This window comes from Sphingobacterium allocomposti (assembly GCF_008124885.1).
Classification (GTDB): domain Bacteria; phylum Bacteroidota; class Bacteroidia; order Sphingobacteriales; family Sphingobacteriaceae; genus Sphingobacterium; species Sphingobacterium allocomposti.
The window spans coordinates 51,347-65,659 of the sequence record NZ_VNHX01000020.1 but is presented as its reverse complement, the minus strand read 5'-3'; the positions used below and the strand labels follow the sequence as shown (position 1 = coordinate 65,659).

The window sequence follows — 14,313 nt, the reverse complement described above, 5'->3', positions numbered from 1 at the left end:
CTTCTAATTTTTACAGGGTTATTAAACTGATTACTTTCTCTTTTTAAATGCTTGATTGTAGTTGCTATCAAGTAGCTTTTGCACATCACTCATTCGGTAGTAGATTTTGCTGCCTACTTGTGAAAATGAAATGATGCCTTCATCACGCCACGTTTGGGCGGTTCTTTTGCTGATGTTCATCAGCTGGAGAAATTCTTGGTTGTCCAGAAAGAGGTCTTTGGGGTCTTTCTGTTTTTCGGTTAAAACGGACTTGATTTCGTCCATTCGCTTCAACAGTTCTTGATACTGTTCTTTTGGTAAGATTACTGCTTCCATTACTTTAAAATTTTGACGTTTATGAATGAAGGCTTGAAGTCTTCGAAACGGTCCTGTAGGTAGGCGGGTGATCCTGCCGTAAAAAGCCTCTCCAGGACAGGCTCTTCCATATCCAGCAGTTCTCCGACAGGGCGGCTGATGACCTGTAACTTCTGGACATAACGGTTCACCGTACCCTTATAAAGACCGATCTGCTCGGCAATCTTACGGTTGGACAGCCCCTGGAGATGTAAACGGAGTAATTGTTTTATCGTGCTCATTCTTTTTGTTTTTCCTGCCATATGCCTTTTCTTGATGGAATTGGCAATTAAACAAAAAGCACAGAAAATAATAGGGTCCAACTGGGTGCATATCCTCCGGAATCGCTGTTTATATAGATCAAAACAACGGTTATCGTTCCTTTTCTGGGTGCACATGCTCCGGAATCGTCCCGGATCTATACCCCGATCCACCTGCTGGGTGCATAGTATGCGCCCTATGAACTACATGTTTGAATTGTCAATTATCTTTTTATAGTTCTGTAGGTAAAGCTCTTTAATTTTCTTATGATTTATGGAGGCTATGTTGCTGAGGGTATATTTCAGCCATTGGTATGGATTCACCTCATGCTTTTTGCAGATGGCGAAGAATGAATAGATTATTGCTGCGCGCTGGGCTGCTTCATGACTGCCGGCGAAGAGGTAATTTTTTCTTCCCAGGGCAATACAGCGGAGTGCATTTTCGCATAGGTTATTGTCGATCTGCAAATTCCCGTCATACAAGTAAGCCGACAGTGCATCCCACCTGGCATAGGCGTAGGCCATGGCCTTACCGATCTAGCTTTTGGGCAGTGTTGATTTTATCTCTTCAAAGATCCATTTTCCCAATTGGTTGATCACCGGCAGCGATTCGGTCAGCCGGAGTTCCTTGATCCGATCGGCAGCCAGCTGCTCCTGGCGGGCCCGCCTTTCCACAGCATAGAGCCGCTGGATCATGAGCAGCGCCTTTTCGGTCCTTGGGCGATCGTTCTGCAACGCTTTCTCGAAGGGGGACTTTTTGTGTTTCTTACAACGGCTTACACAGTACAAAGTATACATTCATGGTATTTGAAATATTACAGATTATTATATGTGACAACAAAAAGATGCTTATATAAAATGCTATTTTCCCAGATGAGTCATACGGATCGAAAAAGAATGGAAATAACAAGCTGAGTAAAAGTAAAAGACATTCAACCAAGATTATGTAGATCATAGTGATCAGAATATGCTGAAAAAGGGAAACCTCCTTTCCACTAATTTTAAACGAGGTATACGTCTTTTTCATCTCGTCGATGTTTGGATTTGAGGCTGTTATGATTAAAGTGAAGAGAGCGATTGAAAAGCCTATTATCAAGCTTAGCACATTTAAGGTATTATTTATATAAGAATTTATAAGTTGGGGAAGTTGACATTCACTTGTGGAGACATGTATTAAGACGCAGATAATTGACGATATAGTAATATTCCACAATAATCCTTGCAAATTTCTTGTTCGGAAATAATCGCTTAGTATGATGATTAAATTAAGCATGCTAAAGTTTTTTTACAAATGCGATTAGATTACTATAGGCCTCAATAGTCTCGACCTGGCCCGTCGTAGGGTTGACCGAAAGATTGGCGCTATCTACCTTTTCGATAAACGAAGTGTCGATGACGGTTGGAGTGCCATTTTCGTCCTTTCCTTCGATTCTAATTTTAGTCATCGTACGCTTCGTTTGATTAGCTTTACTCGAAAAATGATTGGCGATATCTATAAGTGGCTCCCTAATATCTTGCGACTTTTCTGCTTTTACTGTAATTTCAATATTGCGTTGGATTGAAGCGGTGCGTTGTGAAAAATTAAGATAATCGTTTCCTAAGATCTTCTTATCATAATATATCGTAGCGAGCCTAACCCGTCGCATTTTGGTAATCTCATCTTTAAAATCATCTTTGCCCATTTTATAATACTTCAATGAAAAGGGCTTAGTCTGTTTTATAGATTTTCTGTATGCTCTAGCCATTCGGTTAAAGTATTCAACAACTTGGCCGATTGTTACGCCGTTGCCATTCACCTCCAATAACAAAAAGACGTCATCTTTAGTCGTCTTTACCGCAAAGTGCGTCTTTTCAGCCTCCCCTTCCGATAGTCTCTTTGGACTCCGCCGTTCTTCTCCGCTATCTCTATCCAACAGATTCGGACGATAGGTGTGTTTAGCACTTTTAAAAAAACCTACGACAATATTTTTGTCTGTTTTATCATACTGACATCTCTCAAGCCTCATGAATTTATTTTCTTTTAGATCCATTTGACGATCCTTTTTTGATTTTATACTTGAAAGATACTTGATGATCGTAAGGATTTCGGCATATGGTTCCTCAATTTGCGTACCATAATTGCGCTTTATTAAAGTGTTAAAAGAGATCTTGACGTTCTTTGCATTCATAAATATAGAATTTGGTTAACTAATATGAGCTATTATGGTCATGCTTTGTTTTCTGCGCCACCAATCATTTTGCTTCTCTCTTTGTCTTCCTGTACTCCCAGGGCGGGACGGCATTTCCCTGGATCCATAGGCCCTTCTGGTTAGCCTTCGCGATGCTTTCTGCTCGAGCGAATTCCTCCGAGTTGTCGAAATGTTTATAGTGCCACGCCAGTCCTGCTTTTAGTAGTTCAAGGTTTACATTTATCGAATCAGTTGCCCAAATGATTCCTACAATTCGTCCGTATCTATCTATGTCTTTCACATCTACGCTTACTGTTTTTGCAAAGCAGAGTTCCGACGTAAACTTCCTTGCCACATTAGCAAAATCTTGCCCGTTCTCGGGACAGTCTATTCCGTATAGCCTTACCCGTACCTGTGTATTAGTTGAATCTAATAATGTGATTGTATCGCCATCTGCAATGTGTATTACTGTGCCATTGATGAATTGACATAAGCATACAGCAGGGAAGAAAAGATGTGTTAGCAGGAACAGGATAACTTGCTTATTCATACCGTCACTCACTTTTAATCAAGGGGATCAAGAAGGATGATTTCTTTCAACTCCGATTTTATAATTTTCGATTTTTTGCTTTTAGATTCTACAGTCTTAGTTACTTCTATTCTCAATACAACTTTGTCGTGGGTTGGTGTTGGAAAATCGAATAGCTTTGAAACGGATTTATATTTAAATGCATTTGCAAGTAGTGCCAAATGTCTAATTGAATACTTATGCCTTTCAGTTAAGCTTTCAACATTACTCACGAAACTTATAGCAACTCCCATTTTCTTGCTCAATACCTGCTGCGTCCATTTCTTCTTCTCACGAAGGGATTTTACATGCTCGATAAGTAGATAATCAAGTTGAGACATTTCCCTTTCAAGAATTTCTATAATCATGTTTTTTATATTTTTGTTACCCAACATGTTGGTTTTGTCGATTATTGTTTTTATATTTGCTTTGTATTAAAAGCGAATAAGTTAGGTAGGGGTATTTCTCTACTTACTACGATGTTTGCTCGCCCACATTCCGCCAGAATAGCCCGCGAGTTAAACCTTGAGTTCGCCTATGTGCTGGATTTCTCATATATTTACGATATGTAAGTCCAGTGGGGCGACCTCTTGATAAACTTGAGGGTTCCTATGTTCGGTGAACGTAGGCGGTCTGGCGGCCGAAAAGTGGTCAAGCTAAAAGAGGTTCGTCTTGCTGGCAATTTTTATAATTAACCAATAGTAAACCTACCTCAAGCTTGTAGAGTTACATCGTTCAATAAACTTTAGATTATGATTGAACGGATTAAAACCACCAAGAAAAACCACCCAGAGCCGATCAAGGATCGGTGTCACCGGTTTTCGCATGTATTACTTATAAAGAACGTCATTCGATCTCCTGAATAACGTGTCCGACAAACAGACAAAAGGGGCGAGGGGCAACGAAAACGCCATGCTGCCGTGTTGTTTTGCGCTGGCAAAGCATCGGGCAGGGACGTGTATTCGAAAAAGGCTCCCTCAGACCTGCTGTCTGCTACCGACCTTCGGTTGTTAAAAAACAAACGTTTGGATAGGTCAATAGATCGGTCGTTATTTATGATTCGCACTCTAAAATTAATGACTTTTCTCTTTCCTTCCAAATAATAATTCTCTAAAAAGGGAGTAGCATTTTTTTACAGCCATACAAGGTCGGTTCTTATCCAGAATGCGACAGTCGATACCGTATTAGCCCAGCATCAGAAACCGCTGCAGTCGCATTCTTCTTCTTCAACTTTATTACTAACCGGGAACAGGGTAGGAGGCCTGCTGCTTGTCAGCGCCGTACCCGTTCCATAACCAACAACACGAATGCGAAAATTACGCAAAGGGGAGCGGTATGCACTTATGCGATGCCGGCTTGCCCGCACATGGAAGAGATTTTTTTGCGCTCGCTACAATAGGAGCCGCACCTTATTTTGTGCTGTCATCTGTTCTTTACTAGATGAGGTAAAATTAACCGATCTATCCACGACTCTGCATCTACCTATAGTATATAGGCGGGCGGCCGTGTGCCGCCTGCTGACGATCTTTGTGTTTTCGTTGTTTAGTAATCTAGTTCATGCCCAGGAGCCCCGCAAGGACAGCGGGGCCGATGGGCGGCTAGAGATCAGGCAGCTGCAGGTGGGAGACACCATTCCCGAGGGGTTGTGGAACCTGCCCTTGGAAGTGGTAAACCATCCCGACGGCAAGGAGACGATCACGCTGAACGACTACCGCGACAAAAAGCTGATCATACTGGATTTTTGGTCGACATGGTGCGCTCCGTGTATAAAATTAATACCTAAACTGGAGTCGATCGCGGAAGAAATGGGCAGCGACTTTCAGGCCGTCGCGATAACTTCTGAGCCCAGGGGGAAAATTAGCGACTTTTTGAAAAAGCGGGCGCTGAACGTCTGGACCGTCGTGAATGATTCGATATTTAAATCGACGTTTCCGAGAAACTCCATCCCGCACGAGATCTGGATCAAGGAGAACAAGGTCTTTGCTATCACGGATGCGGCTCAGATAGAGGAGTATATCGTGGCTGCGGTTATGGCCGGCGATGTGGCCGCGTTGCCAGAGAAAAGATTCAATAGCTCCTACGACCGGACCATTCCGCTGCTCGTCGACGGGAACGGCGGGACAGCTTCGGACCTATTATATCACTCCGTCGTTACGGGCTACCTTGATGGTATCGGAGGAGGCGGTGTCGACGAGGTGCTGCCCGGCCGTTATAGGCTCCGGATTTTAAACAGCTCGCCCGTAACGATGTATCAAAGCGTCAGTTCGCGGGTGGACAGGGTTTTCTGGAACCGTAACCGCGTTATCGTTGAAGGGGTGGATAGAGATTCCCTCTTTTCGCTGTCGGCTTCTATTCCAGATCACCGGGAGCACTACTATAGTTATGAACTGATAGTGCCGATGGACCAGAAGGCGGAGGTCGCTGACATCGCCTTTACTGAATTGAACCGCTTTTTTGCTAGCAGGTATGGGCTGGAGGCTGCGATAATGCCTCAGCCGACAGACTGCTGGGTAATGAAAGTCAGTGAAGAAAACCGATTGCCGTTTGCAGCTCAGGGACAGGAACGCCGTGTCTTCGAAGAAGGAGACATCATGCACTTCGAGAGCACGGACATATCCTCGTTCGCCAGAAGTCTTTCGTCAGATTTCAGCCGGGTTACCCACCCCATTGTCGACGAGACGGGCCTCAGTGAGAAAGTTAACCTCCGTTATATAAAAGGCGAGGGTGGGTTTGAAAGGACGAGAGAAATACTGCGTGAGCAGGGGATAGTGCTGGTGCTGGAAAAGCGTTCTATTGATATGCTTATCATTAAATCGCGGCAGCGGGGAGGTGTGCGATGAGGCAGCAGGTGCTATTTATTCTGTTACTCGCCCTGTTAGCAATACCGGTCCGTTTATTTGCACAGGAAGACGGGCTAAAGGGATTTGTTGTGGATACACTGGGAAATCCGCTGGAAGATGTCAACATCGCAGTAGCCGGAAGTCATTATGTAGTCAAGTCGGACAGGCGGGGAACCTTCCGGATACCTGCAGCCTTAGCGGGCATATCCAAAGAGATCAGGGTCACCAAACTGGGCTTTGAGGCACAGACCGTCCCGTTATCGTCCGATCTGACAGAAATAAGGGTAAGGATGGTTCCGGCCTCCTCCGTACTGGAAGAGGTGCAGGTTACAACAGGTTATCAGCAGATGTCAAAAGAGCGATCTACCGGAGCTTTTGAGTTTCTGGACAGAAAGACGTTGGACAGGAGGGTAAGCCCAGATCTGTTGAGCAGGCTGGAGAACATGAGCAACGCTGTCCTTTTTGATAAACGGACGGATGGCCAGACGCAGCTCTTTATAAGAGGGCAAAGTACCATTGAGTCTAATAATGCGCCATTGATCGTGTTGGATAATTTTCCGTACGAGGGCGATCTGAACGCCATCAATCCCAACGATATTGAAAGTGTCACCATCCTCAAGGACGCAGCGGCCTCGGCTATATGGGGCGCACGCGCCGGAAATGGCGTCGTGGTGATAACAACGAAACAGGGACGGTACGGAGAGTCTGTTAATATAGAATTTAACGTCAACAATACGCTTAGCGAAAAACCTGACCTCTTCGTAAACAGAAACTTTCTGCCTTCGCCTGATTTTATCGAGGTCGAAAGGTGGCTTTTCGATCAGGGTTTTTATCTTAACAAGGAGACTGATGTCGCCAGGCCCCTGCTTTCGCCAGCCGTCGAACTCTGGATAGCTAACCGGGATGGCCAGCTGGATGACGCGCAGCTTGACAGCGAAATAGAAAAGCTCAAACGGGTGGATATCCGGCGGGAGCTGTCAGATCATGTGTATAGAAGACTGTTTAATCAGCAGTATGCATTTAGTATAAGAGGGGGCGGTGTCAACCAGCGATATATGGCATCCATCGGCCACGACCGTGGAGACGCACAGGTACGCCACACGGGGAGTACCAGAACGAGCATAAACTTATCACTTGCACAAAAGCTCGGCCCGCGTCTCGAACTTACCGCTCTTTTTTCCTCTATATTCCAAAGAGAAAGATACGATCATGAGGTCGTAAACCAGCTCTATGGCGGGGGGGCGCGGATCTATCCGTATGCCCGGCTGCAAGACGACCAAGGTAATTTTCTGCCGGTCTGGCGGGACTATAGACGTGCGTTCACGGAAGATGCGGAAAGCCGGGGATTGCAGAGTTGGGAGTTTTATCCGATCCATGATCTCCAGAACATGGATAATGCTGTGAATGGACAGGATACCAGGCTGAACACCGCATTGACATATGCTTTGCCGATAGGGTTGAAGGTCGAAGCAAGATACCAGTACGATGGGCGTAGGGCGTCTACCAGATCGCTACAGGATCGTTCGCTGTATTCCACGCGGTCCCTTATCAACCGCTATGCACAGCCTTCAGATAATGGATTTGAATTTCCCGTTCCGATAGGTTCAGTTTTAGACAGACGGGAACAGCAGGGAAGTAGTCATTCGGTCCGGCTGCAGGCTTACTTCGACAAGAGCTGGAAAGACCATGGCATAAAAGCGATCTTAGGTATGGAAGGTCGGGAGAATATTGACCGGAGCAATAGCCACCGAATGTACGGATATAACCATAATACGCTGACGTACACCAGGGTAGATTATCATAGCTACTACCTTTTGTCTCCTGACGGATACACCGAGCGGATACCGGACAATGTGATGTTTTCGGATTTAACCGATAGGTATCTATCTTATTTTACCAATATCGGCTACGAGTACCAGGGGAGATATCTGGCATCTCTTAGTGCCAGAAAGGACGAATCAAACCTGTTCGGTGTCAGAACAAATCAAAAGGGCGTCCCCTTATGGTCAGCAGGATTATCATGGCTGCTTCACAAGGAGGAGGGATGGCTCCCGACAGCGGTGTTTTCCCACCTGAAACTTCGCACCACCTACGGTTATAGCGGAAACGTCAATAAAAGTCTTACGGCGTACCCCACCGGCATATATGGCGTGTCAAGCTTGACCGATCTACCGTACATACAGTTGCTCACGCCGCCGAATCCTGACCTGCGTTGGGAGCGGGTAGGCATGTTAAACGTCGGACTGGATTTTGGGCTGTTTGGAGATATGCTTAATGGAAGCGTCGAATACTACAGGAAAAAGGCCATCGATCTCATCGGACAGATTACGCTCGATCCAACAGCAGGCTTTAGTGTCGGCAGCAGAAACATCTTCATTGGCAACAGTGCCTCCTTAAGAGCAAGTGGTGTCGACGTAAACCTGAATTTTACCAAGCGGTGGAAAGATGCCAATCTACATATCAGAAACACCTATAGCTATAATACAGACCGTATCGTTTCCTATGACTATGAAAACACAATATCGTCGTACTTCAGTAACTACCCTAGGCCAAGAGAGGGCCGGACCCGGCACGCGCTGTACAGCCTACGGTGGGGAGGCCTTGACGGGAGCGGCGACCCACAGGTATATGTGGACGGACAGCTTTTTAAGGAGTATGCCTCGGTGCTGTCGGCTATCGATGACGATGACGTCATATATCATGGATCAGCCCTGCCGCGACATTTCGGGGCGCTGGTACCGACGTATACGTGGCGCGGTCTGTCTCTAGGAGTTACGATTAACTACAAATTTGGATATTGGTTCAGAAAAAGCAGTTTGCGCTACACGGATTTATTCGATCGCTGGATTGGCAACGTGGACTACGCCCAGCGGTGGCAAAAGCCCGGTGATGAAAACAGCACCGACGTCCCCGCTATGCCTGCGGTTGGTGTGTCTCCTATGCGAGACTTTGTGTATGCCAACGCAGATGTTTTGGTGCTGAAAGGCGATCATATCAGGTGGAGGGATATTAACGTTTCCTACACGTTCCGGCCGAAAAATATTAGACAGCTATCAAGTCTCACGGTATATGGCTATGTCGATAATATCGGGCTGCTGTGGGTTTCAAACACGGATGGAATCGACCCTGAATATGCATATTATCCCATACCGCCGATGCGCAGCTATTCTGTCGGTATTAAAGTAAATTTTTAATGATATGAAAGTAAGGATTTTATACGGTATACTACTACTGCTCGTCATGGGGTGCCGCGAAGAATTTTTAGACCTGAAAGCGGATAAACAGATGGTCATACCCGAAAGTTTCGACGACATGGAGGCGCTGCTCGACTATACTGACCTCATGAACCGTTTTTTGCCCTGGATGGAGGAAGTACAGGCCGACGACTACTATATACTGGAGGAAAATTGGCAAACATTGTCCTCGACTCCGGAATACCGGAATGCCTATGTCTGGGCGAAAGATATATTTGAAGGAGACGCGGGCACTTCCGATTGGAAGACGCCTTACAGGATCATCTTTCAGGCAAATGTCGTACTGGATGGCCTTTTGAAAATAAATTCGAATATGAACAGCGTGCGCTATAATGAAATCAAAGCCCGCGCACTTTTCTTCAGGTCCTGGCAGTTTTTTAGGCAGATTATATTATACGCACCGGCTTATGATACCGGTGGCGACAATCGTGCCACGCTCGGGGTCCCCCTACGGCTGAACTCGGGGCTGCACGAAACGTCCGTCCGTGCTTCCCTGGAAGAAAGCCTGCAAAGGGTCGTCTCCGATCTTCAGGAGGCTGAATCGCTTTTTGCCGATGTTGATACCCACATAAGAACGCGGCCCTCTAAGGCGGCCTGTCAAGCACTGCTCGCCCGCGTTTTCCTATACCTTCAGAAGTACGAAGAAGCGGGGCGCTATGCGGGTCTGGCGATCTCGAATTTCAAAGGGGGGATTATAGATTTGTCGTCAGTAAATAGTGCGCTAACCTTCCCGATGCCGAGGTTTAATCGCGAAGTAATATTTCATTCTGCTGCTTCCACACCATCGCCGATGACCGCCTCCCGATTGAATGTGGATTCCGTACTCTACGCGTCTTATGGCGACGATGATCTCAGGAAGACCGTGTGGTTTCGGATGAACGCTGGCAGATTAGGGTTCCGGGGTAGTTACGATGGTTCGTCTGTCTACTTTAATGGACTGACAGTGGCAGAATGCTTACTGACAAGAGCCGAATGTCTGATAAGACAGGGAGAACTGGATGCCGGGCTCCGCGATCTGACAACACTGCTGAGGAATAGGGTGGAAGGCTATGTGCCGCCTACCGCACTGGATAGAAACCGGGCGTTGGCGTATGTACTATCTGAACGACGAAAGGAGTTGGTTTTTAAGGGCGTTAGATGGATGGATCTGAAGCGGTTGAATCTGAAACCTGAAACGGCACGGACAATTTCCAGGAGATTGGGAGGACGGACTTATCAGCTGTTGCCGAATAGCCCTAACTATGTATATCCTATTCAGCCTGACGTGATAGAGCTGACGGGGATGATTCAAAATGAAAGGCAATAAAATGAGGGCGTCTAAAGGTGTATTCTGTCACACAGAGCATATGACCAGCTATGTGCAAGCGTAGTCGATGTGCGACAGAGTACGCTGAAGTGTGATCCTGAGTGGAATGGATGATACATTTCAGTTTTTTAGACGCCCTGCTTCTTAATCTACACGAGTCCGGTGGTCCACTTCGTTGTTAATTTCCGACGGGATTACCGTTCTCGAGTTGCCGGATCCGGTGGTTTGATTAGCGTTATACAGCCGTGCGCAATTAGCCTGTTCCTCCTTATCAGGACAGATTTCATCGACGCTGCTTATCGGACCGGGAAGCGGTGTTTCTCCGCTTGCATCCATAGCAAACCAGAACTGGCTTTGCGAATCTTCAGACTTCGTTGTCTCCGCCATTTTAAATGCCGAAAAACCGATTACGGTGGCTAATGCTACCACCATTAAAAAATTTTTTCTTATTATTGTTATAGTTTTCATTTGATGGCCTTTTTTTTACGCCTAAAAAAAGGTTACCACAAAAAACGCTATGTATCTACCTTAACGGCTGTGTCGGGCTCTAACGGGGCGGCACAGCCTCTTTTCTTAACCCCGGCAGCATTTTTTTCTGGTAGGGTTCACCCCTCAGAAAGAACGCATATCATCCGGATAGGCGTCTTTTTTTCGATCATGCCGCAAACGTATCCTTTTTCGCTTAGACGTACCGGCCAGGCCGGGAAAGGAGCAAACTTCCGTGGAAATCTTCTTCGACCGTATATGAAAGTGAAAAACACCATGTGCGCAGCGTTGTCCATAAATACGGGGCGGAGCCAGCCCGCCATGGAGCCGGACCGCCTTCCGCCCCGTCCTGCAGTTGCCGCGCGCCTGCAGAGCACCCAACCCAATATAGAAGAAACCAGTAATAAGCCATTGACGAGGAGATGCGACGACCACGATAGGCCGCTAAATACGGAAGCACAGCCGCAGGGCTTCTTCGGGTAGAAGCCGGCCACGCCCAAACCTATATATAGGGTGAAGGCGAGCATGAGCAGCACGGAAAGGAGGTAGGCTGTCCTTTTCCTCGACAAGACGAAGAGTAGCGATATCCCCATCTCCGTCATGGGCAGGCTCCAGAACAGCACGTCGGCCCAGGCATCCGGAAAGGGCTGCCTGAGCAGCGCCGCATGAAACGAAGGCAGGTCCCAGAACTTGTCGAGGGCCACATACAGCCAGAACAGCATCAGAAAGATGTGTAAGCTATGTGAAATGATATGTCTGATCTGTGCTTTCATTTTTTTTAACTACTGCTTTATTCTTACTTTATATAATCATATGCACGCGCGTTATCAGCGCCTGAAACAAAAATAAATTGCGGCAGCTGGTTTAGGCTGATAAAAACCGATACAGCAGACTGATGGAAAATCGTATTTGTGTATTCGGCAATTCACTTTATTTTGAAAATTATGCTGTTTTGGTTATACTTGCACTGTCACTCTATTATACATTAATCACCGTATTATGATCAATAAAGCTTCGTTATCTGCCGTATCCGGTTTTTTATTCCTGTTCTTCCTGAGCTGTTCAAAAGACAGCCCTGCACCTGTTCCCGCCGAAGTTCCGCCCGCGGTCTTCCGGTTTGACAGGATCGAGGTTGTGGAAACCAAGCTCTTCGTGGGCTCCAAGGATGGGGGTGTAGACCGATCGCATATCATAGACGATCCCGCTTCGTATTTTCCGAAGATATATGGCGGAGGTAGCAGTTTTGATGTGTACATTAAAGACTCGCTGCAGCTTGTACAGGATACACTGGCTGAATTTCCGCTGGAGACTGCCGCCAACAGATTTGTGTTCAAGGTTGCTGCGGGCGACTCCCTGTTCCGCTGGAATACCAATGCTGATTTCTGGCAGTTTTATGGTTTTAAGCTGCCGGATGATAACGGTGTGGTGTACAACCGCTCTTTTTATCGCTTCGTCAAGGTGCGGTCAGACGGTCCCTCCATTCTGCTTTCCGGCAGCGAAACGGGATTTCTGACCGGCAAAGGCTTCTTTGACGATGGCGTCTACCGGTTTGACGGCCTGGAGGATATGACGGCAGAGACCGATACTGTGCTGTTCTGCAATGTAAAATATTACTATAAATGACGCGCTGGCGTGGCCGGACGTCTATTGTGTCTTAAGATAAGTCAGCGGGCTCAGTCCCATTTTGGCCTTAAAGAAATGGAAGAAGCTTTCGGGCGAGTTGTAGTTGAGTGCGTAGGCGCACTCCGTAGGGGACAGGCCGCTGTGCAGCAGATCACAGGCTCTGGCAAGGAGCAGTTCTTCGCGGTGCTTTTGCAGCGTCTGCCCGAAGTACTGCTTATGTTTGCGGCTGATGCGGGTCAGGCTCTCGCCGAGGTCGGCGGCGATCTGCGAGAGTTGTACGCTCTGCCCGTCGCGCTCCACATACAGGGCGAGCAGTTCCCGGGCCCGTTCCGCGGTTCTGCGCAGCCGCTCGGCACGGGTGGCCGCCGGAAGAATTGTCTCTCTGGACAGCGCAATTAACCGCGTGAGCTTATCCATAATAAAACTTTCGTTACGGAGTTCTTTGGGACGTATATCGCGGCAAAGGGTCTCGATCAGAAAGCGTGTGCGCAGGCCGATGCTAAAATCAGCGGTGGATAGAGCTGTGCCCGACCCCGTTCGGTAGGCCTCAAGCAGCGGCCTAAGAAAATCGTAAGGGCGCTCGTTGCCCCGTCGGAATATTTTAGCCCGGAAGTAAAATCCGAAAAGCCGTGTCCGTCCACGTGGCAGGCATAAGCTGTATTCTTCGGGCGGAAGATAGAGGTATACGGCGCGCTGTGAATCCAGCTGGCACACCGGGCGTACGTCCGTATCGTATAGGCGGGTCTGGCCCGGGCTCTGCAGGACGTATAAAATGTGCATATCGGCGCGGTCAACCTCAACGGGGATATGCCGCTGCCTGTCTAGCCGGACGTCGATATAGTAGAGAAAGCCGTAGTGTCCGTCGAACTCCTGCAGCACGGCTTCCTCGTCCTGCTGTTTCCAATAGCTCGCCTCGGCGTTAGGCATCGTGACCCCCTGTTTCAGATGTACAAGGGAGTCTGCTGTCCTAACCGGATCGAAATGTTCGTACAGACCTAAGTGAAAACTCTTTTTCATGACTAAAAGGTGGATGGTTAATGGTCCTCATGTATGTTCGTGTTTTTTTGTTTGTCGAGATATTTGTAGGTTGGTCAGGTGGATAAAGTTGATAACTTTTTCAGTTTTACTAACTCCTAATCAACTGATACACCTCATTCCTTTGATCCTACAGCTTATCTAATGCGACATACAACCAGAACGCCGTCAGAAATGTGCTGATGCAGGATGAGGCGATATGTGTTGCTTTCGTTTTCATTCCCATTAGTTTCTACCAAAGTTCCGGATGGTTACTGACGGATTTCTGCCTGCTAAGACAGGCTACTTTCGACATTTGTCAGCCGGATAGAAGATATTTCTGTGCTTTTTGCACGGTATAGTGCCAAATGCCCCGGAAGTCGCCTTGCTCCAGCTGGGTGGTGACCTGCTGTATGTCAAAATCGCCGCCACGCGGAGGTGTGGGCATGGCGGCGGGTTAA

13 protein-coding genes and 1 pseudogene are annotated in these 14,313 nt (G+C 47.2%); 4 read left to right on the top strand and 10 right to left on the bottom strand.

Going from position 1 to position 14,313, the window contains the following annotated elements; genetic code table 11:
• Positions 1–30: 30 nt before the first annotated feature.
• The 6 genes and pseudogenes from BC792_RS13980 to BC792_RS13955 all read right to left on the bottom strand — a co-directional run bounded on the left by BC792_RS13980 (position 31) and on the right by BC792_RS13955 (position 3,697).
• Positions 31–315: a helix-turn-helix domain-containing protein gene (locus BC792_RS13980; protein ID WP_148909633.1), complete on the bottom strand. Its 285-nt coding sequence runs from the start codon at positions 313–315 to the stop codon at positions 31–33.
• A complete protein-coding gene (locus BC792_RS18385) occupies positions 315–575 on the bottom strand; it encodes a winged helix-turn-helix transcriptional regulator (protein WP_170250041.1) in 261 nt (86 codons plus the stop codon). Before BC792_RS18385 ends, BC792_RS13980 begins: the two co-directional genes overlap by 1 nt.
• A gap of 222 nt (positions 576–797) precedes the next feature.
• Positions 798–1,364 (bottom strand): annotated as a pseudogene (locus BC792_RS13970) (IS66 family transposase); the annotation flags it as partial.
• 503 nt (positions 1,365–1,867) lie between these two features.
• Entirely contained in the window at positions 1,868–2,761 is an 894-nt protein-coding gene (locus tag BC792_RS13965; RefSeq protein ID WP_148909631.1) for a hypothetical protein, read from the bottom strand.
• A 64-nt stretch (positions 2,762–2,825) separates the two neighbouring features.
• Positions 2,826–3,311 carry a thermonuclease family protein gene (locus BC792_RS13960; protein WP_148909630.1) on the bottom strand — a complete coding sequence of 162 codons (486 nt, stop codon included), beginning with the start codon at positions 3,309–3,311 and terminating at the stop codon, positions 2,826–2,828.
• 14 nt (positions 3,312–3,325) lie between these two features.
• Positions 3,326–3,697, bottom strand: coding sequence for a helix-turn-helix domain-containing protein (locus tag BC792_RS13955; RefSeq protein ID WP_170250040.1), 372 nt, complete (start codon positions 3,695–3,697; stop codon positions 3,326–3,328).
• Positions 3,698–4,636: 939 nt separating this feature from the next.
• Between BC792_RS13955 and BC792_RS13950 the strand changes: the two genes are divergently transcribed.
• Genes BC792_RS13950 through BC792_RS13940 form a run of 3 tightly spaced genes read left to right on the top strand, consistent with a single transcriptional unit; the run spans position 4,637 to position 10,729 of the window.
• Complete coding sequence (locus BC792_RS13950; RefSeq protein ID WP_148909628.1) at positions 4,637–6,169, top strand: redoxin domain-containing protein; 1,533 nt, start codon at positions 4,637–4,639, stop codon at positions 6,167–6,169.
• Complete coding sequence (locus BC792_RS13945; protein ID WP_148909627.1) at positions 6,166–9,363, top strand: SusC/RagA family TonB-linked outer membrane protein; 3,198 nt, start codon at positions 6,166–6,168, stop codon at positions 9,361–9,363. The genes BC792_RS13950 and BC792_RS13945 overlap by 4 nt, the downstream gene beginning before the upstream one ends.
• A gap of 4 nt (positions 9,364–9,367) precedes the next feature.
• Entirely contained in the window at positions 9,368–10,729 is a 1,362-nt protein-coding gene (locus tag BC792_RS13940; protein ID WP_148909626.1) for a RagB/SusD family nutrient uptake outer membrane protein, read from the top strand.
• Between the two features lie 144 nt (positions 10,730–10,873).
• On the opposite strand, the gene BC792_RS13935 is transcribed toward BC792_RS13940, so the two are convergent.
• Positions 10,874–11,197, bottom strand: a complete 324-nt coding sequence (locus BC792_RS13935; RefSeq protein ID WP_148909625.1) for a hypothetical protein — start codon at positions 11,195–11,197, stop codon at positions 10,874–10,876.
• A 137-nt stretch (positions 11,198–11,334) separates the two neighbouring features.
• Positions 11,335–11,988 (bottom strand): MauE/DoxX family redox-associated membrane protein, encoded by a 654-nt coding sequence (locus BC792_RS13930; RefSeq protein WP_148909624.1) that lies wholly within the window; start codon positions 11,986–11,988, stop codon positions 11,335–11,337.
• A 226-nt stretch (positions 11,989–12,214) separates the two neighbouring features.
• Here BC792_RS13930 and BC792_RS13925 point away from each other — a divergent pair, with 226 nt between their 5' ends.
• Positions 12,215–12,838 (top strand): hypothetical protein, encoded by a 624-nt coding sequence (locus BC792_RS13925; RefSeq protein ID WP_148909623.1) that lies wholly within the window; start codon positions 12,215–12,217, stop codon positions 12,836–12,838.
• A 21-nt stretch (positions 12,839–12,859) separates the two neighbouring features.
• Here the strand turns inward: BC792_RS13925 and BC792_RS13920 are convergent, their stop codons facing one another.
• Together BC792_RS13920 and BC792_RS18735 are read right to left on the bottom strand one after the other, a co-directional pair.
• Complete coding sequence (locus BC792_RS13920) at positions 12,860–13,855, bottom strand: helix-turn-helix domain-containing protein (RefSeq protein ID WP_148909622.1); 996 nt, start codon at positions 13,853–13,855, stop codon at positions 12,860–12,862.
• A 316-nt stretch (positions 13,856–14,171) separates the two neighbouring features.
• Positions 14,172–14,300, bottom strand: coding sequence for a hypothetical protein (locus BC792_RS18735; RefSeq protein ID WP_262713455.1), 129 nt, complete (start codon positions 14,298–14,300; stop codon positions 14,172–14,174).
• Positions 14,301–14,313: the final 13 nt, after the last annotated feature.

Coding starts and splice junctions, on each gene's coding strand:
- BC792_RS13930 (WP_148909624.1), bottom strand. CDS start 11,988: ATGAAAGCACAGATCAGACATATCATTTCACATAGCTTACACATCTTT.
- BC792_RS18735 (WP_262713455.1), bottom strand. CDS start 14,300: ATGCCCACACCTCCGCGTGGCGGCGATTTTGACATACAGCAGGTCACC.
- BC792_RS13935 (WP_148909625.1), bottom strand. CDS start 11,197: ATGAAAACTATAACAATAATAAGAAAAAATTTTTTAATGGTGGTAGCA.
- BC792_RS13940 (WP_148909626.1), top strand. CDS start 9,368: ATGAAAGTAAGGATTTTATACGGTATACTACTACTGCTCGTCATGGGG.
- BC792_RS13955 (WP_170250040.1), bottom strand. CDS start 3,697: ATGATTATAGAAATTCTTGAAAGGGAAATGTCTCAACTTGATTATCTA.
- BC792_RS13945 (WP_148909627.1), top strand. CDS start 6,166: ATGAGGCAGCAGGTGCTATTTATTCTGTTACTCGCCCTGTTAGCAATA.
- BC792_RS13980 (WP_148909633.1), bottom strand. CDS start 315: ATGGAAGCAGTAATCTTACCAAAAGAACAGTATCAAGAACTGTTGAAG.
- BC792_RS13925 (WP_148909623.1), top strand. CDS start 12,215: ATGATCAATAAAGCTTCGTTATCTGCCGTATCCGGTTTTTTATTCCTG.
- BC792_RS13950 (WP_148909628.1), top strand. CDS start 4,637: ATGCGAAAATTACGCAAAGGGGAGCGGTATGCACTTATGCGATGCCGG.
- BC792_RS13960 (WP_148909630.1), bottom strand. CDS start 3,311: ATGAATAAGCAAGTTATCCTGTTCCTGCTAACACATCTTTTCTTCCCT.
- BC792_RS18385 (WP_170250041.1), bottom strand. CDS start 575: ATGAGCACGATAAAACAATTACTCCGTTTACATCTCCAGGGGCTGTCC.
- BC792_RS13920 (WP_148909622.1), bottom strand. CDS start 13,855: ATGAAAAAGAGTTTTCACTTAGGTCTGTACGAACATTTCGATCCGGTT.
- BC792_RS13965 (WP_148909631.1), bottom strand. CDS start 2,761: ATGAATGCAAAGAACGTCAAGATCTCTTTTAACACTTTAATAAAGCGC.